Annotated in this window: 20 protein-coding genes; 9 read left to right on the top strand and 11 right to left on the bottom strand. The window is 65.7% G+C overall.

What is annotated here, in order from left to right:
• Positions 1-229: 229 nt before the first annotated feature.
• Positions 230-1,018 carry a GNAT family N-acetyltransferase gene (locus tag EV668_RS15410; RefSeq protein WP_133771514.1) on the bottom strand — a complete coding sequence of 263 codons (789 nt, stop codon included), beginning with the start codon at positions 1,016-1,018 and terminating at the stop codon, positions 230-232.
• 217 nt (positions 1,019-1,235) lie between these two features.
• Here EV668_RS15410 and EV668_RS15405 point away from each other — a divergent pair, with 217 nt between their 5' ends.
• The 3 genes from EV668_RS15405 to EV668_RS15395 all read left to right on the top strand — a co-directional run bounded on the left by EV668_RS15405 (position 1,236) and on the right by EV668_RS15395 (position 4,166).
• Positions 1,236-1,463, top strand: a complete 228-nt coding sequence (locus EV668_RS15405; RefSeq protein WP_133771512.1) for a hypothetical protein — start codon at positions 1,236-1,238, stop codon at positions 1,461-1,463.
• Positions 1,464-1,664: 201 nt separating this feature from the next.
• Entirely contained in the window at positions 1,665-2,810 is a 1,146-nt protein-coding gene (locus EV668_RS15400; protein WP_133771511.1) for a hypothetical protein, read from the top strand.
• A 276-nt stretch (positions 2,811-3,086) separates the two neighbouring features.
• Positions 3,087-4,166: a hypothetical protein gene (locus tag EV668_RS15395; protein WP_133771509.1), complete on the top strand. Its 1,080-nt coding sequence runs from the start codon at positions 3,087-3,089 to the stop codon at positions 4,164-4,166.
• Positions 4,167-4,424: 258 nt separating this feature from the next.
• Here the strand turns inward: EV668_RS15395 and EV668_RS15390 are convergent, their stop codons facing one another.
• The 9 genes from EV668_RS15390 to EV668_RS15350 form a co-directional block, all read right to left on the bottom strand.
• Entirely contained in the window at positions 4,425-11,357 is a 6,933-nt protein-coding gene (locus tag EV668_RS15390; RefSeq protein ID WP_133771507.1) for a PLxRFG domain-containing protein, read from the bottom strand.
• A 41-nt stretch (positions 11,358-11,398) separates the two neighbouring features.
• Positions 11,399-12,349, bottom strand: coding sequence for a hypothetical protein (locus EV668_RS15385; protein WP_133771505.1), 951 nt, complete (start codon positions 12,347-12,349; stop codon positions 11,399-11,401).
• Positions 12,350-12,681: 332 nt separating this feature from the next.
• Entirely contained in the window at positions 12,682-13,173 is a 492-nt protein-coding gene (locus EV668_RS15380; protein WP_133771502.1) for a terminase small subunit-like protein, read from the bottom strand.
• Positions 13,170-13,436: a hypothetical protein gene (locus EV668_RS15375; RefSeq protein ID WP_133771500.1), complete on the bottom strand. Its 267-nt coding sequence runs from the start codon at positions 13,434-13,436 to the stop codon at positions 13,170-13,172. The genes EV668_RS15380 and EV668_RS15375 overlap by 4 nt, the downstream gene beginning before the upstream one ends.
• A 28-nt stretch (positions 13,437-13,464) precedes the next feature.
• The gene (locus EV668_RS24840; protein ID WP_280960117.1) at positions 13,465-13,665 is read right to left on the bottom strand and encodes a helix-turn-helix domain-containing protein; all 201 of its coding nucleotides are present in this window, start codon (positions 13,663-13,665) and stop codon (positions 13,465-13,467) included.
• Positions 13,666-14,410: 745 nt separating this feature from the next.
• Entirely contained in the window at positions 14,411-16,885 is a 2,475-nt protein-coding gene (locus EV668_RS15365) for a bifunctional DNA primase/polymerase (protein WP_133771496.1), read from the bottom strand.
• Complete coding sequence (locus EV668_RS15360) at positions 16,878-17,372, bottom strand: hypothetical protein (RefSeq protein ID WP_133771494.1); 495 nt, start codon at positions 17,370-17,372, stop codon at positions 16,878-16,880. The genes EV668_RS15365 and EV668_RS15360 overlap by 8 nt, the downstream gene beginning before the upstream one ends.
• A 499-nt stretch (positions 17,373-17,871) precedes the next feature.
• Positions 17,872-18,051 (bottom strand): hypothetical protein, encoded by a 180-nt coding sequence (locus tag EV668_RS15355; RefSeq protein WP_133771492.1) that lies wholly within the window; start codon positions 18,049-18,051, stop codon positions 17,872-17,874.
• A gap of 255 nt (positions 18,052-18,306) precedes the next feature.
• Entirely contained in the window at positions 18,307-19,548 is a 1,242-nt protein-coding gene (locus tag EV668_RS15350) for a tyrosine-type recombinase/integrase (RefSeq protein ID WP_133771490.1), read from the bottom strand.
• A 440-nt stretch (positions 19,549-19,988) separates the two neighbouring features.
• On the opposite strand from EV668_RS15350, the gene EV668_RS15345 reads away from it, so the two are divergent.
• Positions 19,989-20,207: a helix-turn-helix domain-containing protein gene (locus EV668_RS15345; RefSeq protein ID WP_133771488.1), complete on the top strand. Its 219-nt coding sequence runs from the start codon at positions 19,989-19,991 to the stop codon at positions 20,205-20,207.
• Between the two features lie 263 nt (positions 20,208-20,470).
• Here EV668_RS15345 and EV668_RS15340 read toward each other — a convergent pair whose 3' ends face one another.
• On the bottom strand, positions 20,471-21,883 hold the full coding sequence (locus EV668_RS15340; RefSeq protein WP_133771486.1) for a short-chain fatty acyl-CoA regulator family protein: 1,413 nt from the start codon (positions 21,881-21,883) through the stop codon (positions 20,471-20,473).
• 99 nt (positions 21,884-21,982) lie between these two features.
• Between EV668_RS15340 and EV668_RS15335 the strand changes: the two genes are divergently transcribed.
• From EV668_RS15335 to EV668_RS25600, 5 genes are all read left to right on the top strand, one after another.
• Positions 21,983-22,399 carry an acyl-CoA thioesterase gene (locus EV668_RS15335; protein ID WP_133771484.1) on the top strand — a complete coding sequence of 139 codons (417 nt, stop codon included), beginning with the start codon at positions 21,983-21,985 and terminating at the stop codon, positions 22,397-22,399.
• A gap of 22 nt (positions 22,400-22,421) precedes the next feature.
• Entirely contained in the window at positions 22,422-23,969 is a 1,548-nt protein-coding gene (locus EV668_RS15330) for an MmgE/PrpD family protein (protein WP_133771482.1), read from the top strand.
• On the top strand, positions 23,966-25,135 hold the full coding sequence (prpC, locus tag EV668_RS15325) for a bifunctional 2-methylcitrate synthase/citrate synthase (protein ID WP_133771480.1): 1,170 nt from the start codon (positions 23,966-23,968) through the stop codon (positions 25,133-25,135). Before EV668_RS15330 ends, prpC begins: the two co-directional genes overlap by 4 nt.
• A gap of 8 nt (positions 25,136-25,143) precedes the next feature.
• Positions 25,144-26,073, top strand: coding sequence for a methylisocitrate lyase (gene prpB, locus EV668_RS15320; protein ID WP_133771478.1), 930 nt, complete (start codon positions 25,144-25,146; stop codon positions 26,071-26,073).
• Positions 26,074-26,232: 159 nt separating this feature from the next.
• Complete coding sequence (locus tag EV668_RS25600; RefSeq protein WP_280960110.1) at positions 26,233-26,355, top strand: hypothetical protein; 123 nt, start codon at positions 26,233-26,235, stop codon at positions 26,353-26,355.
• Positions 26,356-26,602: the final 247 nt, after the last annotated feature.

The raw sequence follows: 26,602 nt of genomic DNA, 5'->3' as shown, positions 1-26,602 counted from the left end.
CGCCGGGGTCTGCTCAGTTCACCCGGCTACAGGCCAACTGTCGCGCACGCCTTGCTGCCCCGCCAGCCCTCGCATAACCTCGCCGAGCCGGTGTTTGGGTGAACCATCCTTGGGCAATTGTAGCCCTCTGGATCGTACGCAAGCACCGGCACCGCTGACGCTGGCATTGAAGCTTCCTAGCGATGCGCGAGTGTCGCTACCTCGGGTGAGCCCAGGGGCGTCAGCATCTTCAATGCTGGGGCGTCAGGTGCTCGAAATAGCAAATGCTGCCTGGGTCGATTTCCAGGCCGACATCCTGGGCCTCCCGTCGTTTGACCTTGTCCTCGAAGAGCAGCCTCCCCGCGAGTTCAACCCGGACGACGCAGTCAAAGGATGTCGGTTGGGTTGCATCGAAGCAGTAGGCCCGTTCGGCTAGCCGAACCGAGCCATCGGCTTGTTGCTCGCCCATGCCCTCGAAAACCGAAAACGGCTCAACGCTCTCGTCCCAGTCGCGCGACCGATCATGGAAGGCGATCCGGTATGGGATGCGCGGCCCTGCTCCCAAAGCTTGGGGGCGCTCGAACCTGCGGAAAGCGTAGATCCCGCCGCCATCGCCCCGACGGTTCACGTCCATTGTGAACCCCATGCGCTCCCAGAAAGGCTGGGCAGATGCCGGCGCGACCTCGATCACAGCCACGCTGTGGCCCAGGTCGAACGCCCGGCGGATCATAAAGTCGGCGAGCATCCCTCCGAGGCCTTGGCGTCGGAAGTTCGGGTGGACCTCTAGGATGTCCATTTCGTCAACGAAGCCAATGGCCGCGCCGTCCATGAGGAGAACGTGCACATTCCGCGGATCGCGCTCGAAGGACCGCCGGACGATGTTCCAATTGCAGAAGAATCCGCGCTCCAAAATCTCAATTTCTGGGCAGCGTTCTGCTTGGCGTTCGCAAGCCGCCTCGTAGGCGTCGTTCTCCGCCCTGAGCCAAGTTTCGAGTTCATCCAGTAGCTTGGATGTCGCCGGCACGATTTCAGCCTTCATGTGCCCTCCGCCTGCCCATCGAACTAGGGCGCCGACACGCGCTTTGCGCCCTCAGCAGCGAGGGCAGGATGCCGGTATTGACGCGCGATCCAGATCGCGCAAGATGCCAGCCTTGGCAGCGCCTTCGTGCGCCGGACCTCTTGCCCAATTCCACAGGCAGGCCAGTCTGATCGCCGCAGCGCAACGGTGGATAATCCCAACCAAGGGACACCGTTGCATGTCTGCTATCAAGATTCGCGAAGATCGAGTTCGCCGCTTGCTCGCCCGCGCCGGCTACCGTCTTAAAAAGACGCCTGCGCGATCACATCTTCGTAAGTATTTCGACACGGGATATACCATCGTAGGTTATTACGACAACATAGGCGTTCTGGGCTGTTATAGCCGCATGTACGAAGCAACGCTTGAAGATGTCGAAGAGTTCGCCGCTCGGGCGCGCGTGTTCTAGTCCCCTCGGGAGATCATGTCAGCCGGCCGCACGCGCGTCGCCGCGGCCGGCTGACTCGACTCTCGTCTCATTCGTTCTCATTATGTTGCTACGCACCGGAGCGCCGATCCACCCGCTCCCGTTGCCTTCTTTCCGGGCGGCGTAGATCTTAAAAAAATATTCCCGTGCATGATGTCAAATTTAACGCACCGAGACCTACCTATGACTTCGCTGACATACCTAAATAAGCTATCACGACATCTTGCATATCTGTTTGCTTGCGCAAAGCAGGTTAATGAGCTTGATTTTGCTGCGTCGCTCAGCGGCGAATTTCGCGGCATGCAAGACCCCGGTTGGTCGACCACTATCACCGCACACGAGGTGTTCCGAGAGATATCATCTTGTGCCGAGCAAGGTCGCGCGCGCTCAAAAGCCGAGATTCGCGTCTTGTTATTTCTCTATTGTCAGCTCGCAGAGGCGGGTGGCGTCTATGAAACTATCAAAAATGTGATGGGCATCATCACTCTTAAGCCATACCTTCTGTGGCCGTTCCATGATCTTGTTAAAGTAAGAACTGCTCCGCAGAGAATTATCGGCCCTAACGCAAATGCCACGTTCAGAAATCTTGCAAAAACTGCGAACGAAATCGGCATGACGGAACTGTCATCGATTCTGGAGGGCGCATTTAGAGACGATATTCGTAACGGTATCTACCATGCCGACTACGTCATATGGGAAGATGGCTTGCGTTTACGACGCCGCAATGGGGGCCTCGCGACTAGGTTGACTTTTGAGGAGGTGAATCTGGCTTTAACAAAAGGCATAGGATTTTTCGATGTCCTCAGAATATATGTATCGAATTCCATAAGCTCTTTTCATCCATCGCGAACAATTGTCGGTCGATTAAGCGAAAATTTTCCTGCGACCTGGACTGTTCATGCAAATCCTGCCTCCGGCGCATTTTCCATTTCGAGCTCGTCACCGGGTCCGGAAACGTCGCCGGAGTTCCTGCGGCAGGAAGCGATCAATGGCCAGCTTGGCGGTAAAGTATTTTCAGTAATTTGGGACATAACCGCAGAACAGCCGTCAGAATTTATTGATTACATGCTGGATTCTGGATTCTCCCCCCACGAGGTTGCCTTGCCAAAGGTCCGGATGGCACAACTATTGGAGCAAATCGAGCTTGACGATCTCTGGGATCATCGTTTCGAGCAACCGGCTCGAAGGCGCGCGCTCCTCCTAAGTCCGTGGGGGTTTCGATATCTCAGCGAGCCCGTCGAATTCGGCAGCCTGCTCGACATTCCATCCATAGAGCTCGATGACGGAATCGTTGGAGCACCGGACAATCCGGATAGCGGACAGCCGTGATCGCCGTCTTGCTCGCCCACCGCCGCGAGGCCCGGGAGCGCATCCAGCGCGAGGCGACCGATCTCATGAACGGGTGGACGATCTGGCCGATGTCGAAGCTCGCCAGCGGGCACAGGACGCCCGCGTGCGCGACGATCGAGCAGACGCTCGTCTCTGGACCTGGGTGGCGGTCGAGATGGCTCGCCGGACGGGCGAGGACATCGGCATCAAGAGCGCCGACCGCTATCCCGATCTGGATCGAGGCCGCGCGAGCTGGCCGGCGCCAAGCGCGAGACCGTGGATCGGATCGTCGAGATATCGCGCGAGATTGCGGTCATATCCGCCGGCCGAGGCGGCGGCGCCCCTGCGCAGCGTGAGCGCCAAGATGGCGAAGCGCATATCGACCTTCGATTAAGTTGCGGGGCGATGCAGCGCGGGGCACTCTTAGTGATGCTGGCGGACTATGTGCCGCGCTTGAGCTTCTCGATGGCCCATCCGTTAGCGTCCAAACACCATTGGTGGCCAAAGGGCGTATCTCGATACTGGAAGAATGATGAGGGTATCGTCCATTGGCTGAAGCCGGATGGAGAAGTAATATCGTCTGATCCAGCTAACTTCGCTGCGATTGGCGGCGGCCACAGTGTGCGATTGGGGAATGATCCCGGCGAAGACACGCCGTGGGATTTCACATTTGAGCCAGAATTCGACAGGCCCGACTCGGCCTTCCCCCATGTTATTGAGTGGCTTCAGAGTTTAGACCGGCCTCCTCTCATTGAGGCCGGTCTCCGAGATCGTTACATCCCGATCGAAGCGGCATCGGAGCAAATAGATCAGCTCCTTGAGTGCGTCATCTCGTTGGCCGTTCGGAGCCCAATGACGCGAGCGCTAGCCGTTGCGACGGCAGAACACCTCCGGGGATCGATAAAAGTAAAGGAAAAAAACAACTTGATCTCCATGAACTTAAGAGGCACTCAGCGAAATCATGCTCGGAATATTCCGTACATTGGCAAGGTAGCTATCATTTATTCTCCAAACAGGGAGTTTATATTTGGGGACGGATTCTATAGCACCCTTGCTCCTGGCTCTTATAATCTGGGGAGCCTGAGCATCATTTGCCCTATCACTCCTCGAATCGCCGTTGTCATTCACAAACCGTCACAGTACCGCACGAGGCCACGGCTCTCCGCGATAACATTCGCCGATCAAGAAACTGATGGTCTCAACAGCGTCACTCAGATATATGCTTGCAATGCGGTTTTCTATCGCGAGGAGAAACCGACGCCATCTGAATACTTTGTACTGCGTCGGCATCAGGTTTTGGATTGGCCGAATGCGATCTGTGCATTCCTTAGGCAACTGCCTGGCGTCCAATCCTGAAGCCGGCCGCGAGAGTTGTACCGACCCCATGCCAGCCCCGTGGTGCTGGCGGCAGAGCCATTGGACGACGATCCGGACGACAGGCATCCACGGCGCCTCGGCGGGCGCGGATGATCCGGCGGCCCGGCAACGTCAACGTCGGAATGTCCTTGTTCTCGGCTTCACCTGCCGCTCGGTCAAGTTCGTGTCGAGGCCCTTGTACCCGCGTGAGGCATCCGCCCTATCAGCCGGCCTGTATCTCTGTCGGGGCAGCTTCTCTTACTCCCGCCGCGAGTAGATCGATGGCGCCGTGCTCTCTCGGATGAGCGGCGCTATGCTCGTCGGCAGATCGACGCCGAATTCCTTCCGCCGGGACCGGCTCTCCATGGCTCGCTGCGCCCGCCTGATGCTCTGCCGGTCGACCTCATAGCGAGGGTGGCGGTCGTTGAATGCGTCGACCTCGGCCATCGCCTTCGCGAGCCTGTCCGGATCGCCGGCCCGGCGCGCCTCGGCCGCGGCGCGCCTCAGGGCAGCCTGCTCTCCCTGAATCCGGCTCTTCATGTTGTGCTGGAAATTGTTCCGCTCGTGGCGGTCCGCGATCTCGGCCGGCGTGAAGCCGATCATCTGTTTGATCACGTCCTGCGGCGCCACGCGCTCCACGACCGTGTCGCCGCTCTTGTCGCGGACGCCCTCCGTCGCGTAGCGGGCCGCCTTGACCGGGTTGCGCAAGGCAGCCGGCGCCATCTTCTCGAACCCGCGAGTGACGTTGCCCCTCGCGATGTCCGCGCCGCCCTGCCAGACCTGATGCATGAGGCCGACGGGCGCGCCCAGCAATTGCTCAAGGACGTAGGTGAACTGCTGCTCCGCATTCATGTCGCGGTTGTTCGAGCGGAACCAGAGATCACCCATGCCGACGCGGCCGGAGAGGCTCGTGCCGGTCAGGTAGCCGGGAATGCCGTCCATCAGCATGCCGCCCGCGGCTTGCCCGATGAGCGTGTCCCCGGCCGCTTCCAGCACCGCCTTGCGCAGCGCCTCCTCGGGATCGCGATCGTCTCCGGCGGCGCCCATGAACAGGCCCGCGATCGACATCAGGACCGAGATGCCCGCGAAGCCTTTCAACCCGGCCATGGGGAGCGACAGCATGATGGTCGCGGTCAGCCGACCGATGGCCGCCTTGCGCTCGGCGGGCGGCAAGTCCTGCGTCGCCTGATGCAGATCGCGGAACAGGCGGTAGAGCACGTTCGCCTGGAAGGACTTCAAGGCGAAGATGGCCCGGCCGGTGCTCCCGCGCATGAGCCGAGCCTTGCCCGAGGCCTGGTTGTCGTAATGCGTCATCCAGGTGAGATCGCCGGCTTTCACGATGGCCGGATCGTGCGCCAGCCCGGAATCGCGTGCCAGGCGATAGGCGGCGAGGAAGGTGATCTCGCGGTTGAGGCGCTCGGTCTGGTGCATAGGCGCCGAGCCGAACTTCATCAGCTTCGCCCAGAAGGGATTGTAGCGGACGCCGCGATCGGCGACGCCGGCAAGGTCGTGAGCCTGCGTCTTGTCGATGACGCCGCTCTCATAGGCCTTCCCGATCGCCTCCCGCTCGTCCGCCGAGAGGCTGGGCGAGTTCGCGACGAAGGTCCGGCCGCGGAGGAAATCGACCAGGGCCGCTGCCATGTAGGCTGCTGCGCGCCTCGTTCCGACATTGCCGGTCTCCGCATCGAAGCCGAGCACCGGCACACCCTTCGACCACGCCTGATCGAGGTTGACCAAGGCCGACGAGATGTTCGCCCACATCGTCCAGAGGAACACGGCCGAGGTGACGTTATGCGACCAGCCCTTGATGTCCGGATTCATGGTGAAGTCGTGCGCGCGCCTCATCTCGTCGAAGACGGCGCCGGAGCGATACGGGTCCTTCGCGCTCTTCACCTCGCTCCCGGCCTCGTCCAGGTGCTCGCCCAGCTCCAGCCCATAGCGCAGACGGGAAATCTGGTGCGCCGAGTGGAACATGGAGGATGCGAAGGCGCGCAGCGCGTCGCTCGAATAGCCGGCCCGGTTCTTCCGGTGGAGGCGCTTCTTGCGCATCGACAGGTCCGGCAGCGTTTCGAGGTAGCGCTGCCAGACCTGATCGCGCACCGCGAGCGAGGCATGACCGGCGTCGAGGATCGCATCCACGTCGGCCACGAATTTCGGATCGAGGAAGGATTCGGCCCTCGTCTTCTCCTCGATCAGGCCGACCTCGACGGTGTTGGCCCTGTCCCGGCGCATCTGCGCGGCGAAGTCCTCGCTCTCGCCGACACTCTCGAACCGGGAGAACGAGACCACCTTCCCGTCAGCGTCGCGTACGGTGACAAAGAACCGGCCGAACCGGGCCAGGGGGAAGTAGGGGCCGGCGAGACGGTTGCTCTCGAACTGCTCGCGGAGCCGCTTCAGGCGTGCGTTGCGCATGCGACGGGTGCGGCTCTGCGCCAGGGTCCGCTTGCGATCGGCTTCGGCAACGGCCTCGGCGCGCTCCTTGCCGGTCAGGCCCTTGTCGCTGATCCGCTGCATCTCGGCGGCGTGCTCGCGATCGGCGCGCTTCGCGGCGGCGTCGATGGCCCGGCGCATGTTCGCGATGACCTCTCGCTCGCTCTGGTCGGCACGCTCCTCGTAGAAGTCGCGCGCCTTTGTATAGATGTCCCGCGCGGCCTTCGGCAGCGCCTCGAACCGCTGGCGCAGGGCGAGATATTCCGCGCGGCGCGGATCGCCGGCCTTGAGGCGCGGCGGCTCCGACGGATCGAGCTGCGCGATGGTCGTGTCGTGCATCAGGTCCGCGAGCGCCCGATTCTCTCCACGGTGGCGGAGCGCGAAGGTTCCCCATTTCTCGACGATCGGCGCGACCTCGGTGGAGAGGTCGTTGCGCATCGCGTCCATTGCCTCCTTCGTGCGGAGATATTTGCGCGCGGATGGCAGGTCGCGAGCAAGCTCCATGAAGAGCGGACGCGTCGGCACGAGCGCGAGGGGCGTCAGCTTGCCGGCCATGGCGTTGGTCAGGAAGGACGACGCCTGCCGCTGCGCCCGATCGAAAAGCGTCCCCTTCCGATCGGGCTGAAGCTCCACCGTGGCGGCTACGGAGTATCGCGTGCCGCCATCTGAGGAGACGATCGGCGCATCCCGCCACGATCGCAGGGCGGAGACCGCGAGAGCGCGAAGCTGGCTCGGCGTCACGGCGCCGAGCTGGTGGCCGAAGGTGCGGAGCACCCAGGCCTTCACCCGGCCGACGAGGCTGTCCGCCATCTCGCGGAGGCCAGCGGGCGCGCGCTCCCTGCTCTCGATCGCATAGGCGGCGACCTCCTCGGCGAGGTGCTCGGTCGGCGTCCCAGCCGCTCCGGCCCGCTCGCCCGCGTCGCGCCAGAAGGCGTCGGAGGCGTGCGACGTGCCCGCACGAGATCGGGCCATGGCCGCATCGGTTGCCCGCCGCACGCGATCGAGCAGCGCTCCCCACTGCCGCTCGCCAATCAGAGGCTGGGTGCCCGCGTGGAACATCTCATGCAGGAGCACGCTCCGGGCCGTCGCGGGCGTCAGGTTGCCGGAGACGAGGTGGATCGTGCCATCCGCCATCGTCACGCCCTGTACGCCGTCAGGCGCGCCGATCCCGTCCGGCAGGGAGGAGGCGTTGTCGTGGAGCACGATGTGGCCGGCACTGATCAGCTTCGCGATCAGAGCGGCATCCTCGCCGCTCGTGAGGTGCTCGGACAGGGCTTCCGATGACATGCCCTCCGGCTCACCATGTGCAACCGACGGCTTCGGCGACGAGAGCTTGTTCTTCATGCGCGCCCGCGCCTTGGCGACGGCGTCGGACGTGAACAGCTTGTTGCCGGCGAACGGGTCCGCCTTCGCCTCGGGCTCGGCGGCGGTCGGCCCGGCCTCCGCCTGCACCATGTCGCCGACGGGATCGAATTTCGGAGATGCCCGCTCGATCACGCGCTCGCGCGGACCCGGCTGCGTCGAGTGCGTGCGCCGCTCGCCGGTGCCGACCCATCGATCGCCGTCCTTCCTGACGGCCTCGACAGTGACGCTGATCTCGCCATCCTTGCCGCGCGAGAACGAGACGACGCGATCGGCACCGCCGCCATAGGACGGGACGATGTTGCCCGGCGTGAAGTAGTCGTCGATGCGGGCGCGCTCGGCAGCCGCCTTCTCCTTCGCGGATGGCTTGGCGGCGGGCGCGGCGACAGGCGCGGGCGCCTGCTTCTCGGTTGGCGCTGGGGCCGCCGTCTGCCTCGGCTTGATCTCCCAACGGACCTTGCCCGTCTGGACGACCTCATGGGTGGCAGAGAGGTTCAGCTTCGCGAGCCTCGCCTCGGCCTTCTCGGGCGATCCGAACGACCTCCCGACCACGGCCTGCGCCGCATTCGACGAAGCTGCCTTCATGGCGACCGGCTTCTCTGGCTTCGCCGCTACAGGCGAGCCGAAGCTCTGTGCGCCACGCTGGCGCCTGCCGATCTCGCGCTCCACCTCGCGGCGGGCCTCGATCCAACGCTTGCCCCAGCCCCCATTCGCCTTGGCCTGACCGGCGACGTATTTCAGACGCTCGCGCAGCTCGGGCTCCGACATCTCGGCCAGCGTCTTTTCGACTTCCCGCACCTTGCCTTCGGAGGTGCCAGCCGTCCTAACGCTCGGGAACGCCTTGACTGCTTCGAGCGCCTCCTCGGCCGTGGCGTCGAGCACGATCGCCCTGACCGGCCGGTCTTCCTCGGCCGCCGCGACAGCCTGATGATGGCCGTCGACGATGTGGCCGTCATTCGATACGATGACGGAGCGCTCGCCGTTTCCCTCGGCCTTCGCGCGCTTCACCTTCGCGGGCTCGTATTCGGCCTGCGTCGGTTTCAGAGCGCCGGCATCGACCTCCGTGGTCTCGTGCGCGATCCCCTTCGCATTGAGGTGGTTGACGAGCGCGCCATGGTGCTCGCTCGCGACCTGGGGCATCTCCGCCCGCGGTACGCCGAGCGCTCCGGTCTCGGGCGCGAACGGTCGGGTCTCGCCCTCTTTCTCAGCCGGCGCCTTCTCCGAGCGATCCAGAAACGCCTTGAGGTCGGCCGGCGACGTGATCTCTCCGGCATCGAATGCCCTGCGCGTCGCCGGATACAGGCGCTCGGCCCGAAAAGCGCTGGACGCCCCCTCCTTCCGCGAGAGCAGGTCGAACCAGCCGCCGTAGAAGCTGTCGGTGATCGCTCCAGCAAGGCCGCCGCCCATGGCGACAAGCCCCGTCGTGTCAGCGACAGGGGCTTGGACCGGTTCTGCGGATTCCGCGACGATAGGGGCGGCAGGCGCCTGGGGAACGCGCGGAGCATCCTCCGGCGTCGTCACCTGAACAATGCCGTTCGTGATGTCGTCCGGCGAGAGGAGTTCTACCACCCCGTCGGCGTCTTCGAACATGATCCCGTCAGAGTCCTGGCCAACGATGCGGCCGACGCGCTGACCGGTCTCATCCGTCACGACGACGACGCTGCCGGCCGGCTTCGCGACCTCGCGCAACTGAGGAGCACCAACGTCGAGCGCGCGGGCAAGCGGCCCAGCCGGCGCGGAGGCCGGAGCAACCGTCTCGGGAGAAGTCGGCGGGATCGGCTTCATCACCGGTTCGGAGGGCGCGGGGCTGGCTTGAGTAGGCGCAGAGGGGACAGTGCCGGCGGTCACGTACCCGTCCCCGGCTTCCGCCTGCACTGCTGGGTCGAGCGCCGAGAACGGATTCGAATGATCGTTCCGACCGCGCGCGCCGGAGATGGCGCCCGTGCCGGCGCCCATGCCGGCACCCGCCACCGCTCCGGCCGCGGTCTCGCGCAGGACCCCCGACCAGTTATCCTGCTCGGGCTGGTAGCTGTCCTGCGCTCGTGCGCCAGCGGCGGCCTCAAGGGCGGACTGGCCGGTCTCCTGCGCCGCCTCGGTCGCAGCGCCCTTCGCGGCCGTGCGGAGAATGCCGCCGGTCTCGCGGAGCCCGCCCGCGATCATCTTCTCGGCCCCGCGGCCGATGAGGTCGATCGACCCGGCCAGTCCTGCGGCCGCGAGCGTCTCGACGGTGAGGAAGGCGTTCTGCTTGACGGTCCGCTTGGCTTCTTCGAGCGTCTTCGCCTGCGGGGCGAGCCGGCGCAGGTCCGACCCCTTCATCTTGTCCACGTCGCCGTTGATCGTCTCGGCGATCGAGGAAGCGGACATGCCCGACGACGAGAGGAAGATGCCGAGCGCACTGCCCGCTCCGGCCGAGCCGCCCGCCGCTCGGGCCGCGACGGCGCCCACGCCGCCGCCAGCACCCACGGCCAGCATGCTCGGCGCGCTCTCGGCGATCGTGGTCGTCAGGAGGCGCGGGTCGGTGCCGATAGCGGCGACGGATTCGCCGAAGTCGCGGATCGCATCCATCGGGTTGTCGGCGATGGCCGAGAGCCAGCCGGTGGCGCCCGCGAGGTCGCCCTCCTTCATGCGCTTGCCGATCCGGCCGCCGACCTTGTCGAAGGCCTCGCGCGACGCGTGGAGCCCGGCACTGTCGCGCTTGCGGCTCTCCTCGTTGTAGTCGCGGACGCCCTTCGCCTGCTTCTCCGCCCATTCGCTGCCCATGGCGGACGCGATCTCGAACGGCATGTTCATGACGGAGCCGACGCCGCGATCGACGGCGCGCCCGATGTCGCCATACCATGTGCCGTCCGAGGGCGGGGCCGCAGGCGCGGGAGCCGGCTCGGGCTGCGCGGGATAGAGCGCGTCGGCGAGCTTGCCGGCCCGGCCCATCACGTCGTCGTAGTACTGCTGGACCTCCGGCCCCCAGGTCTCCTTGTTCGGTCCGCCGACGGTCGCCTTGATGGCGTCCTCCATCGACATGCCCTTGTCGAGGTAGCCCTTGATCTTCTGGGCGGCGACACCGAGCGCCTGCTCGGGCTGATAGGGGTTGATGCCGGTCCGGGTCAGATCGTCGTCGCTGATCCGGACGATGCCGCGAGACTTCGGACCGATCCCGCGCGAGCGCGCGAGCGGGTCGAAGTTCGAGTCCTTCTGCGCCATCGCGAGCAGCGCATCGACCGGGATGCCGTATCGATCAGCAGTGCTCTCGAAGGCCGTGAGCAGCGCGGGCTCGGGCATGGCCGGCTCGGGCTGGTCGGACTGGAAGGCGGGACCGACCGGCGCCGTGGATGCCTGACGGAGCTTCGTCTGCGACTCCGCCAGCACCTGATCGAGCGGCGAAGCCGAAAAGCCATCGGACATGACATGAACTCGAATGAGAGGAAAGGGGGCCTTCGCCGCGATCACGCGGCGAGGCTGAAAGGGACGAACCGGTCGGAGATCGTGACGCGGACGCTGTCGGCCAGGCCGCGGTCGAGGATAGTGGCAGTGATCGCACCGGCCTTCCGGCTCGCCTCCTCCCGGCGCGGGTCGCGATCGGTCGGAACGATCGTGATCTCGTGCAGACCCTCGGTGTCGACATCTTCGCGTGTCGGCACGGCACGGGATTCTGCGTCGACGATCCGATAGCCTTCCCATGACGCTCGCTCAGAGGGCGTCAGCGGTCGACCGAGCGGAATGACGGCAATCCGGATGGCAGGCACCCACGGCGCCTCGGCGGCCGCAGAAGGAGGTTCGACGGGCTCCACGATCGGCTCGGGCTTGTAATCTACCGCCGGGCCAGGGCGCAGTGCCAGCGCCTCGCCGTGGCCCGTCTCGATGCTGACCGTCGTGAACCGGCGCCGCCACGTCTCGCCCGTGGGCGAGCGGGCCAGCGTCAGAGTCTCCGCATCGACCTCAAGGACGGTCGAGCCATGCGAGAGTAAGCCGGGCGGCGGCTCGTCGGTCACGACGAGGATCGCCGTCTCGCGGTTGATGTCGCGCTGCTGGAGCAACACGCCGGCCGCGCGGGTCCGGACATCGCCCCCCAGCGGGATGCGATCGAGGACGGCGACGCGCGGCCGGCGTCCGAGCAGACCGGCAGCATCCGCGATGCGCAGGCCCCCGCCCGCGAGCTCCGGAAGGAGGTCGAACCGCGCGGCGGACATCACGAGCGGCAGCGGCGTGGTCACGCCGCGGGCGAGGCGCGCGGCCTCGATGTCGAGCGCGTTCTGGTCGGCACGGCTCCCGTCGACGGCAACGGCAACCGGCACCGACGCACCGGCAGGAACGCCGAAGAAGCCAGCCAGGGCGGAGCGTTTGCCGAACCTGTCCGGACCAAGGCCGCTGCCGGGCGCACCGGCAGCGAGCGCCACGGCGAGGTCGGCCGCGATCTCGCTCGCCGGTGCGCCGGGCGAGCCGACGAGAAAGTGCAGGTGTCCGGGCTCGAACAAGTCGGCCAGGCGGTTCGTGCGGAGGTCGGAGTGAAGGCGCCAAGACATTGAGGGTTCTCTCGATCAGGTGTGGGATCAGGCAGCGGGCGGTTGATCGTCAGGGCGGCCTGCCAACGGCCGCTTGACGTGCCGAGGTGGCTCGGGAGCCCTCGGCGAAGGGACGGGAGCCGGCCGGGCTGGCGGGGCATTCTGGTCGAGCCCACCCTCGACGAGGGTGAGCTTCGGGGTGGCGCGCGACGTTTCGCTGGACACGGTCATGAATGTTCCTCCTCGCGTCCGGCCTTTTCGACCGGTTTGATTGACGAGCCTGAGATCGATTTTATGAACACAGCGAGCGAGCTCTCAGGCTGCACACCATGATCTACGTCGAGTTTTTCGCCGTACTTTTTCGGCCGCAACTTGCCTGCGAGCCACTTGCGCGCCTCAAAACGAAGACGAGAGCGGGCAACAGCCTCCGCGTTGAAGATCGGGCCGCCTTTTCCCTCGATGAAATCGTTCCGGCCGTCATCGACGATTGCAAGCACCTCCTCTACAAGGTGGTCTGCGGCTGCCTCCTTTGCTCGCGCGTATTGCTGTCGGAACTCGTCATGAGTTTCCAGCCACCGGAAGATTGTCCGCGGTTCGACGCCGATGGCCTTCGCGGCCTCGACCGTCGATTTCGCTTCGGCGATCAGGTTGAGGAACGGCTCGACGCGCTCGGGGCTGTAGCCGGAGGGGCGCCCGCCGGGGTGCTTGGTCGCGGTCACTGGAACGTCCTCGCAAGCACGGCCTCGACCTGATCCAGGCCAAGGCGGTCGAACAGGCCCCGCGCCTCGACCTCGTCCAGGCGGGCATTTTCGGCGAGGATCAGGAGCGCCGCGATCCAGTGAATGACATCGGGCGGCTCGCGGCGCTCCTCAGCAGCCCACTCCGGGAGCGGCTTCACGGCGAGCAGCATCGCACGCGCCAGTTCGGCGGGCAGCGCATTCCGGCTGGTCGGGGCGGCATCAAGATGGACGGTCGTGATCATGGCGGCTTCTCGTGCTGGCGGGCTCGCCTCACGCGGCGCGGCCCTGCGCAAGGCGGTCGATCTCGCTTGCCGGAACGACCGTCCGATGGCCGATCTTCACGAACCTGATGCGGCCGTCCTTCGCGAGCCGGTACAAGTTGGCGCGGCTGATCGAAAGCAAGACAGAGGCTTCGTTCAAAGGATAGGCCGCACGATCAGGGATGATGCGAAAGGTATTTGATGAGAGCATTGCAATCCCCTGGCACGACATAATGTCGTAGCGAGTATCTGCGCGACCAAAGCGATATAAACACGGATCGCGCCGTGACCGAAGAGAGGGATCACAGAGGGGAGAGCGATTTTTTTATTGCTGAACTGTTAATTTGAAACGCTTGCCGGTGACGTGGGCCGATCAAATCGGCGAGGTGCGGCGAGACTCTGAAACGGCCCTAGCCTTCCCATAGCTAGGGGTGCCTCCCTCCCTCCGGCAGGTCTGTCCAAGGCCGACCAGTCCGTATCGAGCGCTCGTGCCTCGGCCGCCGAAGGGGTTAGGCCGGTTATCACGGAAGCATATCTTTATAGAGGGGCAATGATCCCCTTCTGTTCTCTTTTCCGGAAATGCCTCCGCTCTAACCGGTCTAACCCTCTATTTATGAAAATACATATATATATCATATATTTAGATATTGTAGTTAGACAGGATGAGACACCGGCCCAGCTACCGGTGTAACCGGGCTAACCACTCCCGATCGTCATTGGCGGATACAGCGATGGACCGGTCTAACCCGGCCTAACCCTCCCTAACCTCCCGGTCTAACCCCCCCCCTGCTTCGAGAGCGATCGGGGTGAGGGCGGGAGCTTCCATTTCCGTAAAAGCTGTAGCTGGGATGCCAGCTCTTTGCCTGCCCACGATGGGGGGCAAGGCGACCGATGGGAGGCCAAAAAAGCGCCCCGGCGGTGGGCCGAGGCGCATGTTGCCGGCGATGTCGGATTCGTCAGTCCCGGCAAAGGACGTAGGTGACCGCCGGAGGTCCGCCCTTCGGGCTCTGCGTCTTGATGACCTCGATCGTGCCTGCCTCGATTAGCGACGCGAGCGCGTCTTTGAGCTCCACTTGGCGCAGGCGGCCGTCAAGCTTCTTGCCAAGCCCCGTTCCCGTGAGGCTTCCGCCCGCCTCGGCGAGGTGCCGTACGATGAGCTTAAGGTTCCCTTGGGGCAAGGTGTCGGCAATGCGATATCGGGCCTCTCGGGACATTGTCTCCGCGGACCAGCGGGCGAGGTCGCGCCCCCAGGCCCAATCCTCCGCCGTCACCTTGGCGCTCAGGCCGGCGCGGCCGACGGCATGGATCGTGCTCAACCGGACGGCCATCTCGGCGACCCGGCCCCATAGCTCGTTGCCGTCCGCCTCCATGCGGTCGGACGCCTCCGTGTCGAGGGCGAGCCAGGCGTCTCGGATGCCGTCGTCCACCCATCCGATCCTGATCTTGCCGTGAGCGTCCCGGAGGTCGGGGTCGCCGGCATAACGCTTGATTGCGGTCGTTCCGATGATCTCGGTGACATCCTCGTCGAGGTCGCCTCGACAGGAGGCGAAGAGTCGAGCGAGCGCGAAACGGATCGCGTCCGGAATCTCGTGCCGATCCGCGACGGGCTCGACCTTCGGCGACTTCCTCGAAGTCGCCAGAAGCAGGATGCGATTTAGGAACCCGTTCGACACCTCGGCCGATCCCAAGGCGTCGAAGAACTCGTTCGGGTTCGACGCGCCGAGAATAGACAGGCTCGGCCAGCGGATGTCGGGGTCGCGTCCCGCCGCCCGCTGCTCGCCCGCGATCACCTCGAAGGACGATCCCCAAATCTCGCGCAGGATTTTGGTGATCCCGCGCTCCCAATTCCCCGCCCGTGGGCCGGCGATGCGGCTGATCGTGTTGCCCAGCTCGTCGGCGACGGACAGGGCCAGCGGAAACTCGCTCACATGCCGCGAGATTGCGACCATGGACGTGAACCCGCTCGGCCCGACAAGGCTCTCACCCACCTCGCGGACGAGTGCCTGCGCCCGCTTCATCGGATGATCCTTCCCGCCCGCGCTCGGCGCCAGCATGGCGACATAGAGGTGCACGCCAGCATCGGTTGGACCGGCCACGCGCCGGCCGATCACGGTGCCGAGAACAGTGACGGCCGCGGCGAGCGAGAGCGCGCGGTTCGGTTGCCGCGCTGAAGCCGTGATCCAGTCGACGATCTCGCCCAGCAGCCCGGCCGGGCGCGTCAGATGCTCTGGCAATTCCCGGCCGGCAGGCGCCGGCCCCGCCTCATGCAGCACCTCGCCGGTCTCGCCGTCGTAGATCGTCCCGTCCTCGCTCCGGCGAGCCTCACGGGCCGGCTCCCGATCCCGCGTGCCGCGGAAGTTCAACGGCTCGCGCTCGGCCCCCTGCCCATCGTCTCGCAGCGGATCGGCTGGGTTCTGGATGCCGGCCTCGATGCCCGACGTGATCGTCTTGCGAACCTGCCGAATGCCATCGTCGCGGGTGAGCCCGCAAGCATGGGCAGCCTCCTCAATCGCGGCCTCGACCGTGCTGCGGTCGATCCAGCCGGCCGCGACCATCCTGCCCGTGCGAAATGCAATCGCGTTGAGAGCCTGGTTCCGGCCGCCCCTCCCAGCGCTGGAAAGCTCGCGGACGTTCCCGTCCAAGGCGCGGCGCGCATAGGCCACCTCGCGGGCGCCGGGCGGGGATGAGGGCCGCGGCTCATCCGACGATCCGCGAGGATCGCGCGGCGGCGCCGGGCGCTCGGCGTGGTCGGACTTCGGGGCGCGAAGCCGCTCCGCGATGTAACTGGGCAGGACCGGGATCAAGTCGTTAGCGAACGCCTCGACGAGGTCCGGCGCGCCCTCCATCGGGCAGTAAGCACGGCCGTTCGGGAGCACCGAGCCGCAACCGACGACGTAGCCGCCATCTGCCCTGACATCGACAGCCGGCGCCAAGAGGCTCGCGGAGTTGCGGATCGGTTCGCCCTCGGGTTGCCGGAAAAACGCATGGATGCCTCCGCTCGGCGTCTCGACGATCGGAGCGCCGGTCGGGACGAGATCACCCCCCAGGAGGCTGGTGAGTGCCGCAACTCCGTCCGGGCCGTTGTGGCGATCGCCGTCGAGCACGACCAGCCCGGACTTGCCGCAAGCGATCCCGACGAGCGCTTGAGGATACTGGCTCCACCAAGTCTCGACTCGACCGAAATCGTCGGTCGCTTCTTTCGGCCATTCCCGAATCAGTGGGCGCTTGTTCGGCCCGCACGGGAAGACGTGCCCCCCCGCTGCAGCGATGAGATGAGCGGCTTTGTAGGCCGGGTTGGCGTCGCACTTGTCTCTGCGGCGAGCATGGTCGCGGAGGTATTGCACGAAGTCGAACCGCCGATGCTCGACGGTGCGATCGGTAGAGAAGCCCGAGGGCGTCTCGGCCCACTCCGTGGTCGAGGCGCTAGACATCGCGCGCCTCCGTCTTCGCCTCAGCCAGCGCAGCGAAGATGATCCGCTCCACGTCCTGCCGGGGCATCTCCGAGAGCATCGTTTTGGACAGTTCGAGGATGAGATCGGCGAATTTGCTCCGCTCTCGGTGAGAGCGCCCAGGCGGCGGCGCGCCGAAGCGCCAGTCGCCTTCGCGGACGCCGGACGCAAAGGCGATCCGGCGCTTGTACTTGGCCGGGTTCACCCCGGCCCCGATATCGATCGACCGTTCGGCGAACGCATCCAGCGTGCTCGGGTCGTAGCCCGCGGCGAGCGCGACCGCGAAAGCGGCGGTGGCGACGCGCTGAAAACCGGAAACGGCCTGCGGGAGCGCTGGCGAAATCAGCATCGGCGTGCTATTCATCTGATCGTTCTTGAAGTTGCTTTCGATATCCGGTCCCGCGTTGGCGCGCGGGGCCGTTTCTTTTTCGTCGGGCGGGTCTCCGATCGGATCGTGAAGCGCGGTCATGACTACGCGACCTCCCCGGCGGTGAGGCGCGCGATCTCTCGGGCGGGAATGAACGTCCGCCCCCCGATGCGCACAAGCTCAATGAGGCCCTGCCGCTCCCATCGATAGATCGTGGCGCGGCTCGGATTGCCGAGAATGGCCTGCCCCTCCGCCAGAGAATGGAGGGCGCGCTGCGGGAGCGTAGGCGAAGAGCCAAACTGGCTCGCCGTAGACTGGACTGGACTAGACACGAGCATCCCCATCGGGAGCGGTCGAATGCGGCCGACTGCTCAGTTTTGCCGTGGGGGACGAAAACTATGTATCCAAGATTCTCATCTCGACGCAAGAGGGATCGTCGTGTTTTGCCGTTCTTGTTATGCTAAATTTTTGGTATATTCATACTAACGTTCACGTTAACTACATTTTTCCAAGGATTACATTTTATTTACAAGGCTCGCTCGGTAGGTGCCCCGGCATGAGCAGAAGCGCGTCGCCTGTCAGGGCGACGCGCTTGCGCGATTTAGTGATCCGCGAAGGCTACCCGTCCCGGCGAGACGGCCATCGGCACGACCGACGTGGTCGGCTGGACGAGAACCCATTGCGCGGTGGCGAGGAGCACATTGCCCTCGATCGAGCCGTCGACGAGAACCCGAGCCCCGTGGTCTGGCGCGACCACCCCGGGCACCGCGATATCGCTCAATGGGATGCGCGCCTCGCGCCCGTCTCCGAAGCTTAAGACGGCCTGCCCTTGACCGAAATCATATTGTTGAAGCCTGACGAGCGCAGCTACCGTGCAGCACGATCGAGTTTCAGCGGCTTCCGAAGTCTTTAGAAACGATTTTCCCGTATTGTGAACCTTAGCCATGAGTGAAGTCACTTTCTCTCTTGGTTAGGCCGATCGAGGTGTTGCAACCACCCCGGTCGGCCGCTTCCGCTGGATCGCATATCCGGCGGTTCAGGCGGCGCCTGATTCTTGATGCTCACGGCCGGCGGGCCGCGGCGGAATGACATTGTCGGGGCTGGCGGGCTCGATGAAGGCGGCCCATGCCGTCATCATCGCCCTGCGCTTTTCCAGCGCGTCGCCGCGGCGATAGGCGCGCTCCGTCTCATCGCCGACCGCATGAGCGAGGGCCGCCTCGGCCACCTCGCGCGGGAAGGCCGTCTCGTTCCCCGCCCAATCGCGAAAGGCGCTCCGGAAGCCGTGCGGGCTCGCGTCCTCGGCTCCGAGCCGAGCCATGACCTTCGACATCGTCAGGTGGCTCAGCTTCCCGCCCTCGCTGCGCCCGGGGAAGACCTGCGCGCCGCTTCCCACCTTCTTGACCTCGGAGAGGATCGTAACAGCCCGGTCACAAAGCGGAACACGGTGCGTCCGCCCCGCCTTCATCCGCTCGGGCGAGAGGGTCCAGACATTCGCCTTCAGGTCGATCTCGTCCCAGGTCGCGCCTCGGACCTCGCCGGAACGGGCCGCGGTCAGGATCAGGAACTCCAACGCGAACGCGGCGATCGACCGCCCCTGGTGAGCGTGCAGCTTTCCGACGAAGTCCGGCACCTCCTGGTACGCCATGGCCGGATGATGCCCCTTCTCGACCTTCGACGGCCGCGGAAGGAGGTGCGACAGGTGCCCACGCCATGTGGCCGGGTTCTCGCCTGCGCGGTGGCCGGCCGCCTTCGCTGCATCCAGCACGGCCTCGATGCGCTGTCGCAGCCGGCTCGCCGTCTCAGGCTTCGACGACCAGTGCGGGCGCAGAACTGAAAGGACTGCCTCGGTGTCAATCGTATTCACGGGCTTGTCGCGGAGCGCCTTCGCCAGGACTTCGAGCGATTGCTTCCACTGATCCTGATGCTTTGCGTTCCGCCAACCGGGCTTCTTGGCCTCGATCAGAGCGTCAGCGACCTCCCCGAAGGTTGGGACGGCGCGGGCCGCCTGCCGCGCCTTATCGCGCTCGGCGATCGGGTCTCGGCCTTCGCGGACCAAACGCTCTGCCTCGTCTCGGGCCTTACGGGCCGCGGCGAGTGACACGACCGGATAGGGACCGAGCCCCATCTCTCGGCGCTTGTCGTTCCAAACGAAGAAGTACAACCACCGTGCCCGCCCGAAGCGATCACGGTCGAGATACAGCCCGCCCCCATCGGAATGCCGGCCCGCGCCGAGGCCAGCGACCACCTTGGTGTTGAGCTTGTTGCGCGCCCTCGCCATGACTGTCTCTAAGTGGGGCCTATCGATCTATCCCCACTATAGGCCCCACTTTCGGCATGAGACAAGGCGCAACCTGACGAAACGTGTGACACGGCTTAAACGTAGCTTTATGTATGACAAATCAATGGTTTACAGAGACAATGCGAGATCGAATGAAGCAGCGTGAGATCACGTTTTGTCGGACTATCACTCCGACCAATTTTCCCGAGTTAGATCAGCATCTTACAGAATTCGACGTCACGCGCTGGACCGGGTTGCGGACCGGTTGGATGTCTTACTGGTTTTCCTCGCGGCCTCCTCCCGGAACGACGGATGGCGGTGCCCGTAGACGCGCGCGAGCCATCTCCTGATCGAACCCGAACGCGCGGCGTTGACGCGGCCCGGGCCACGGTTGGCTGACGCTACCGGCAAATCCTTCTCGAGCTCGAAGCGTCCGAACGATGTCCACCCAGATTGCTCCGCTCGCCGACCGAGTCGAGGAAGCAGCGGCAGCCATCGGCGTCAGCAAGTCGACAATGTGGGAACTGATCGCTCAAGGCGCGGTCGCCGCCCGCAAGATCGGCGGCGCGACCGTGATCCGTCACGACGACTTGGTCGCCTTCCTGGACGCCGCGGCGCTCACTGACGCGACGAAGCGTGCCCAATCGTCCATCAGGTGACGCCGCTTCGCCAAGGGGCATCCAAGCCTTAGCTGGTGCCAAAGCATCGGCCCCTGAGATTTCGGACTCCGAAGTTGCGGATGAGGCGCCGGCGACCTCTCTCCTTGCCGCTGTCGTCGGGCGCAGTTGCTCTGGCCTGCGCCCTTGGGAAGACTTGCCGACGCGCGAGCCCGGCTGAGCAGGGGAATTAGACCCCGTACGCTGTTGCGTCTCCTCAAGGGCGGTTCTCGAAATCGCGTAGACAGTCCCGGTGGCGGAGCGGTTCACACGGGATGGGCCGCATAAGGCGCTAGCCCGCCGATCTGCTCGTCGATGATCAGGGGCCGGCCCACTGCCGGGAAGGCACGTTGGGCGCAGCCCGGCCTCTCGCAGATCTTGCAGCCCATGCCGATGGGCGTCGCGGCATGGCGCTCCACGAGGTCGAGCCCACGCGAATAGACCAGACGCTCGGCGTGCTGGACGTCGCAGCCGAGGCCGATGGCGAAGGTCCGCCCCGTGCGGCCGTAGCCGCCGCCGCTCCGCGAGACGGTGCGGGCCAGCCACAGATAGGTCCGGCCGTCCGGCATCGCCGCGAGTTGGGTCAGGATCCGCCCGGGGAGCTCGAAGGCGCCGTAGACGTTCCAGAGCGGGCATGTGCCCCCGACGCGCGAGAAGTGGAAGTCCGTCGCCGATTGGCGCTTGGAGATGTTCCCCGCCCGGTCGACCCGGATGAAGAAGAACGGCACGCCCCGGGCGCCCGGCCGCTGCAGCGTGCTCAGCCGATGGCAGATGGTCTCGAAGCCGTGCCCGAACCCGGCCGAGAGTGCCTCGATATCGTATCGCTGCGCCTCGGCGGCAGCCAGAAACGGTCCGTAGGGAAGGATCAGGGCGCCGGCAAAGTAGTTCGCGAGCCCGACGCGCAGCAGCTTGCGTGATTCCTCCGAGGTGAGCCGCGCCTCGCCGACGAGCCGGTCCAGTTCGTCGGCCATCTCGAGGAAGGCGAGTTGGGTCGCGAGTTGGAAGGCCTGCTGGCCGGGCCTGAGGCGCGCGGACAGGCGCAGGACGCGGCTCGCGGGCTCGAAGGCCCGGAGCGCGGTAGGCTCCTCACCCTCCCAGGACACGATGCGGATGCCGTGGCGAGAGGACAGGCGCTCGCGCAATCCCGCCACCGAGCGCTCCGGGCTCAGCCAGCCCTGCCCGATGGCTTCGGCAGCCTCGTCGAGCGTCGGAAAGTGGTTGCGATGCGCGGCGAAGACGTCGCGTACCTCTTCGAAAGGCGTCGGCCGGAATCCCGCCGCCTGCCGATCCTCGCCCAGGCCGGCGGAGAGGGCATCGGCCTGTTCGACCGCGCCGCGATAGCGCGAATGGAGCGACTGGATCAGCCTGCCGACGGCCGGCATCTGGGTCGCGATCTCGCGGAGTTCGGCCGTCGCGATCTGGATCTCCGGCGCCATGTCGGCGACGACGTCGCGCAGGGCCGAGAGCATGCGCGCCTCGTCGTCGTCGGAAAAGAGCTGGGCATCGACCCCGAGAGCCGATGTCAGCTTCAGGAGGACGGCCACGGTGAGGGGGCGCTGGTTCTTCTCGAGCTGGTTGAGATAGCTCGGCGAGATCCCGATCGTCTTCGCGAGCACGGCCTGGGTGAGGTGTCGCTCCTCGCGCAGCCGTCTCAATCTGATTCCGGCAAAGGTCTTCATCGCATCTTTGCAAAGTTTGCAAAACCGGCGAGTCGGCTTCGCATTTCCTCGCACTTTCAGTTCTTCATCGCGGATCAAGGATGTGCGTATTGCGAAGACATGGCAAGTCCCTCACCCGTTGCGCTCCCCGATTCCGACCGTGAACCGGCCGGACGCTGCGATGCTCGACTGGTCGAGATCGTCTTCCCCGGCGGAGCGAACCATCACGGGACGCTGTTCGGAGGAGCCGCGCTCGCCCTGATGGCGAAGACGGCCTTCGTCGCCGCAAGCCGCCGGGCCGGGCCGTCGATCGTCCTCGCCGCCTCCGAGCGGGTCGAGTTCGTCCGCCCCGTCCGCGTGGGCGAGATCGTCGAGTACCACGCCCGTGTGACGCGGATCGGCCGCTCGTCGATGAGCGTCGAGGTCGAGGGGACCACCGACGTCGACGCGACCGGCGACGTGCAGGTGGCCATGCGGGGCTCCTTCGAGATGGTCGCCGTCGACGAGGCGGGGCGCCCGAGACCCATCACTCCCTGAAACGCTGCCCAAGGATCGAACCGTGACGCTGCACGACGTGCGAAGCTACAAGTCGGCCGAGAAGCTGGCCCGCGAGGATCAACTCGCCTGGAAGATCGCGGCCGTCGCGGCCGATCCGGTGAGCGTCGAGACCGACGTCGCCGAGATGATCGGCAACCGCATCATCGACAACGCGGCCGTCGCGGCCGCCTCGCTCGCCCGCCGACCGGTCGCGAGCGCCAGGAGCCAGGCCTTGGCCCACAAGGCCGCGGCGAAGGGCGCGACGGTGTTCGGGCTGTCGCCCCATCGCCGGATCTCGCCGGAATGGGCGGCCTGGGCAAACGGGGTCGCGGTGCGCGAACTCGACTTCCACGACACGTTCCTCGCAGCCGATTACTCGCATCCGGGCGACAACATCCCGCCCGTCCTCGCCGTCGCCCAGCATTGCGGACGGAGCGGCGCGGATCTCGTGCGCGGCCTCGCGGCGGCCTACGAAATCCATGTCGATCTCGTGAAGGGCATCTGCCTGCACGAACACAAGATCGACCATATCGCCCATCTCGGCCCCTCGGCGGCCGCCGGCATCGGCGCGCTGCTCGGCCTGCCGTCCGAGACCATCTACCAGGCGGTCCAGGGCGCGCTCCACGTCACGACGACGACGCGGCAATCGCGCAAGGGCGAGATCTCGAGCTGGAAGGCCTATGCGCCCGCCTTCGCCGGCAAGATGGCGATCGAGATGACCGATCGCGTCATGCGGGGAGAGGGAGCGCCTTCGCCGGCCTACGAGGGCGAGGACGGCTTCATCGCCTGGCTGCTGGGTGGGCCGGAGGCGCGCTATCGCGTGCCGCTTCCGGCAGCCGGCGAGCCGAAGCGCGCCATCCTCGACACTTACACCAAGGAACATTCCGCCGAGTACCAGAGCCAGGCCCTGATCGACCTCGCCCGCCGTCTCGGCCGCCGGATCGACGATCTCGGCCGCGTGCGGGACATCCTCATCCATACGAGCCATCACACGCATTACGTCATCGGCACCGGGGCCAACGACCCGCAGAAGATGGACCCGAATGCGAGCCGGGAGACGCTCGACCACTCGATCATGTACATCTTCGCCGTCGCCCTGCAGGACGGTTCATGGCACCATGAGCGCTCCTATGCGCCCGAACGCGCCCGGCGTCCCGACACGGTCGCCCTCTGGAACAAGATCCGGACGGTCGAGGATCCCGAGTGGACGCGCCGCTACCATGCGCGCGATCCCAACGAGAAGGCCTTCGGCGGCCGCGTCGTCGTCACGCTCGACGACGGATCGGTGATCGACGACGAGATCGCCCTCGCCGACGCCCATCCTCTCGGCGCGCGGCCGTTCGGGCGTGCGCAATATGTCGCGAAATTCCGGGCTCTGGCGGAAGGCATCGTCCTGCCGAGCGAACAGGACCGCTTCCTCGGGACGGTCGATCGTCTGCCGACCCTCAAGGCCGACGACCTCTTCGGCCTGACCTTCGCGGTGGATCCGGCTCTGCTCCGGGCATCCGGCCGCACCGGCATTTTCGATGACGGCGAAGCACCAGCCACCACCGAGGGAGGAGCGCCATGACCCGAGAGCACAAGCCGGCTCCGAAGAAGTCCGTCGCGCTGTCAGGGATCGCCGCCGGCAATACGGCGCTCTGCACCGTGGGTCGCAGCGGCAACGACCTGCATTATCGCGGCTACGACATCCTCGACATCGCCGAGACCTGCACGTTCGAGGAGATCGCCCATCTTCTCGTGCACGGCTCGCTCCCGGGCGAGGCGCAGCTTGCCGCCTATAAGACCAAGCTGCGCTCCCTCCGCGGTCTGCCCGCCGCGGTGAAGCGGACCCTCGAGACGATCCCCGCCGCCGCCCATCCGATGGACGTGATGCGCTCGGGCGTCTCGGCGCTGGGCTGCGTGTTGCCCGAGACGCATGATCACAACCCGGCGGGCGCGCGCGAGATCGGGGACCGGCTGATGGCGAGCCTCGGCTCGATGCTGCTCTACTGGCACCACTACGCGCATCACGGCCGCAGCATCGAGGTCGAGACGGACGACGACACGATCGGGGGCCACTTCCTCCATCTGTTGCACGGCCGACCGGCGCCGGATTCGCATGTGCGCGCGATGCACACCTCGCTGATCCTCTACGCCGAGCACGAGTTCAACGCCTCGACCTTCACCGCCCGCTCGATCGCCGGGACGGGCGCGGACATGTACTCGGCCGTGACGGGCGCCATCGGCGCCTTGCGCGGGCCGAAACATGGCGGAGCCAACGAGGTCGCCTTCGAGATTCAGAACCGCTACGCGGGTCCCGACGAGGCGGAGGCCGATATCCGCCGGCGGGTGGCGGACCGAGAGGTCGTGATCGGCTTCGGCCATCCCGTCTACACCATCGCCGATCCGCGCAACCGCGTGATCAAGGATGTCGCCCGCCGCCTGTCCGAAGAGGCGCGCTCGCCCCGTCTCTTCACGATCGCCGACCGGATCGAGACCGTGATGGACGAGACCAAGCGCATGTTCGCCAATCTCGATTGGTTCAGCGCCGTCTCCTACCACCTGATGGGCGTGCCGACGGCGATGTTCACGCCGCTCTTCGTCATCGCGCGGACCTCCGGCTGGTGCGCGCATGTGATGGAGCAGCGCCAGGACAACAAGATCATCCGGCCGTCCGCGAACTATACCGGGCCCGAGAAGCGCGCCTTCGTCCCGCTCGCCGCGCGCGACCGCGCCGCCCTCCACGCCTCCTGAGGAAAACCATGCCCTATCTCGTCGGCTCCGACCTGCCCGACAGACCCGCAGGTGAGCGCTTTCGCGCTCTCCTCGCGCGCCCCGCCATCCTGCAGCTTCCCGGCGCCCATAACGGCATGGCCGCCATGCAGGCCCGCCGGGCGGGGTTCGAGGCGCTCTATCTCTCGGGCGCGGCCATGACGGCATCCATGGGATTGCCCGATCTCGGCGTGATCACGATGGACGAGGTTTCCTTCTTCATCCGCCAGGTCGCCCGGGCGAGCCGCCTGCCTGTGCTGGTCGATGCCGATACCGGCTACGGCGAGGTCCTGAACGTGATGCACACCGTCAGGACCTTCGAGGATGCGGGTGCGGCGGCCCTGCATATCGAAGACCAGATCCTGCCGAAGAAGTGCGGACACCTGAACGACAAGAAGCTCGCCGATGCGCGGGACATGGCCGCCAAGGTCGCCGCCGCGGCGAAGGCCCGCCGCCACCTCTATCTGATCGCGCGGACGGATGCCGCGGCGAGCGAAGGCCTCGACGGAGCCGTCGCCCGCGCGAAGCTGTATCTGGAGGCGGGCGCCGACGCGATCTTCCCCGAGGCGCTGAACACGGCCGAGATGTTCCGGGCCTTCGCCGAACGCCTGCCGGGCGTGCCGCTTCTCGCCAACATGACCGAGTTCGGCCGGACGCCGTTCTTCTCGGCGGCCGAGTTCGAGGCGATGGGCTATCGCATGGTGATCTGGCCGGTCTCCTCGCTCCGAGTGGCCAATCGCGCCCAGGCGGAGCTATACGCCGCCATCGCCCGCGACGGCGGCACCCACAACCAGGTCGACGCCATGCAGACCCGGGCCGAACTCTACGAGACGATCGGCCTCCACGATTTCGAAATGCTGGATGCTTCGATCGTCCAGACGATCGTGCCTCAGGGCCTGCCGCAACACGAGAGGCCGTAGGCGCCTAGGTAGAGGGTTTGGCAGGGTCGGTTCCGCCTCGCGGCTCCGGCCCGGCCATGGTGACGGTAAGGGGGTGCGAGACGTTCTGCTTCGTGCTCCGCCAAGCGCGCTCGATCGGCGCATTCGTCTGAGGGGCGGAGCCGACGGAGAAGCACCATCGTGGATCCCAATACGACCGGCTTCGATCAGCTTGGCGATGGCGGGCCGTCCGATCGGCTCGTGAAGCTTTCCCGGATCGAGGAGTCCGCGATCTTGCCGGACGGACCCATTCGAATGGATTGATACTGCCGGCGTCGGCATCCAAGCCGAAAAGCGATGTGCGACATCACTCAACCGCCACGCCATCCAACTCGGGATCGCGCGCAACTCGTCGAGCGCGGGCAGGTCGCGGCGCAACTCGAGAAGATCGAGGGATGAGGCAGAGGGCTTGGCGGCCTAGCTGTCATCGTTCCGCGGAAGCGGCGGAGGCGCCCAAGCGCCTCCCGATACGCGCGCCCTTCATACGTTCGCTGCAAGCCCTGGCGCTTCG

The sequence above is a fragment of the Enterovirga rhinocerotis genome, from assembly GCF_004363955.1.
Lineage (GTDB): Bacteria > Pseudomonadota > Alphaproteobacteria > Rhizobiales > Beijerinckiaceae > Enterovirga > Enterovirga rhinocerotis.
Note: the sequence above shows the minus strand (reverse complement) of the source record. Positions and strands in the feature narration are given on the sequence as shown.

Coding starts and splice junctions, on each gene's coding strand:
- EV668_RS15375 (WP_133771500.1), bottom strand. CDS start 13,436: ATGATCACGACCGTCCATCTTGATGCCGCCCCGACCAGCCGGAATGCG.
- EV668_RS24840 (WP_280960117.1), bottom strand. CDS start 13,665: ATGCTCTCATCAAATACCTTTCGCATCATCCCTGATCGTGCGGCCTAT.
- EV668_RS15335 (WP_133771484.1), top strand. CDS start 21,983: ATGGCAAGTCCCTCACCCGTTGCGCTCCCCGATTCCGACCGTGAACCG.
- EV668_RS15400 (WP_133771511.1), top strand. CDS start 1,665: ATGACTTCGCTGACATACCTAAATAAGCTATCACGACATCTTGCATAT.
- EV668_RS15365 (WP_133771496.1), bottom strand. CDS start 16,885: ATGTCTAGCGCCTCGACCACGGAGTGGGCCGAGACGCCCTCGGGCTTC.
- EV668_RS15360 (WP_133771494.1), bottom strand. CDS start 17,372: ATGACCGCGCTTCACGATCCGATCGGAGACCCGCCCGACGAAAAAGAA.
- prpC (WP_133771480.1), top strand. CDS start 23,966: ATGACCCGAGAGCACAAGCCGGCTCCGAAGAAGTCCGTCGCGCTGTCA.
- EV668_RS15345 (WP_133771488.1), top strand. CDS start 19,989: ATGTCCACCCAGATTGCTCCGCTCGCCGACCGAGTCGAGGAAGCAGCG.
- EV668_RS15405 (WP_133771512.1), top strand. CDS start 1,236: ATGTCTGCTATCAAGATTCGCGAAGATCGAGTTCGCCGCTTGCTCGCC.
- EV668_RS15390 (WP_133771507.1), bottom strand. CDS start 11,357: ATGTCCGATGGCTTTTCGGCTTCGCCGCTCGATCAGGTGCTGGCGGAG.
- prpB (WP_133771478.1), top strand. CDS start 25,144: ATGCCCTATCTCGTCGGCTCCGACCTGCCCGACAGACCCGCAGGTGAG.
- EV668_RS15340 (WP_133771486.1), bottom strand. CDS start 21,883: ATGAAGACCTTTGCCGGAATCAGATTGAGACGGCTGCGCGAGGAGCGA.
- EV668_RS15410 (WP_133771514.1), bottom strand. CDS start 1,018: ATGAAGGCTGAAATCGTGCCGGCGACATCCAAGCTACTGGATGAACTC.
- EV668_RS15350 (WP_133771490.1), bottom strand. CDS start 19,548: ATGGCGAGGGCGCGCAACAAGCTCAACACCAAGGTGGTCGCTGGCCTC.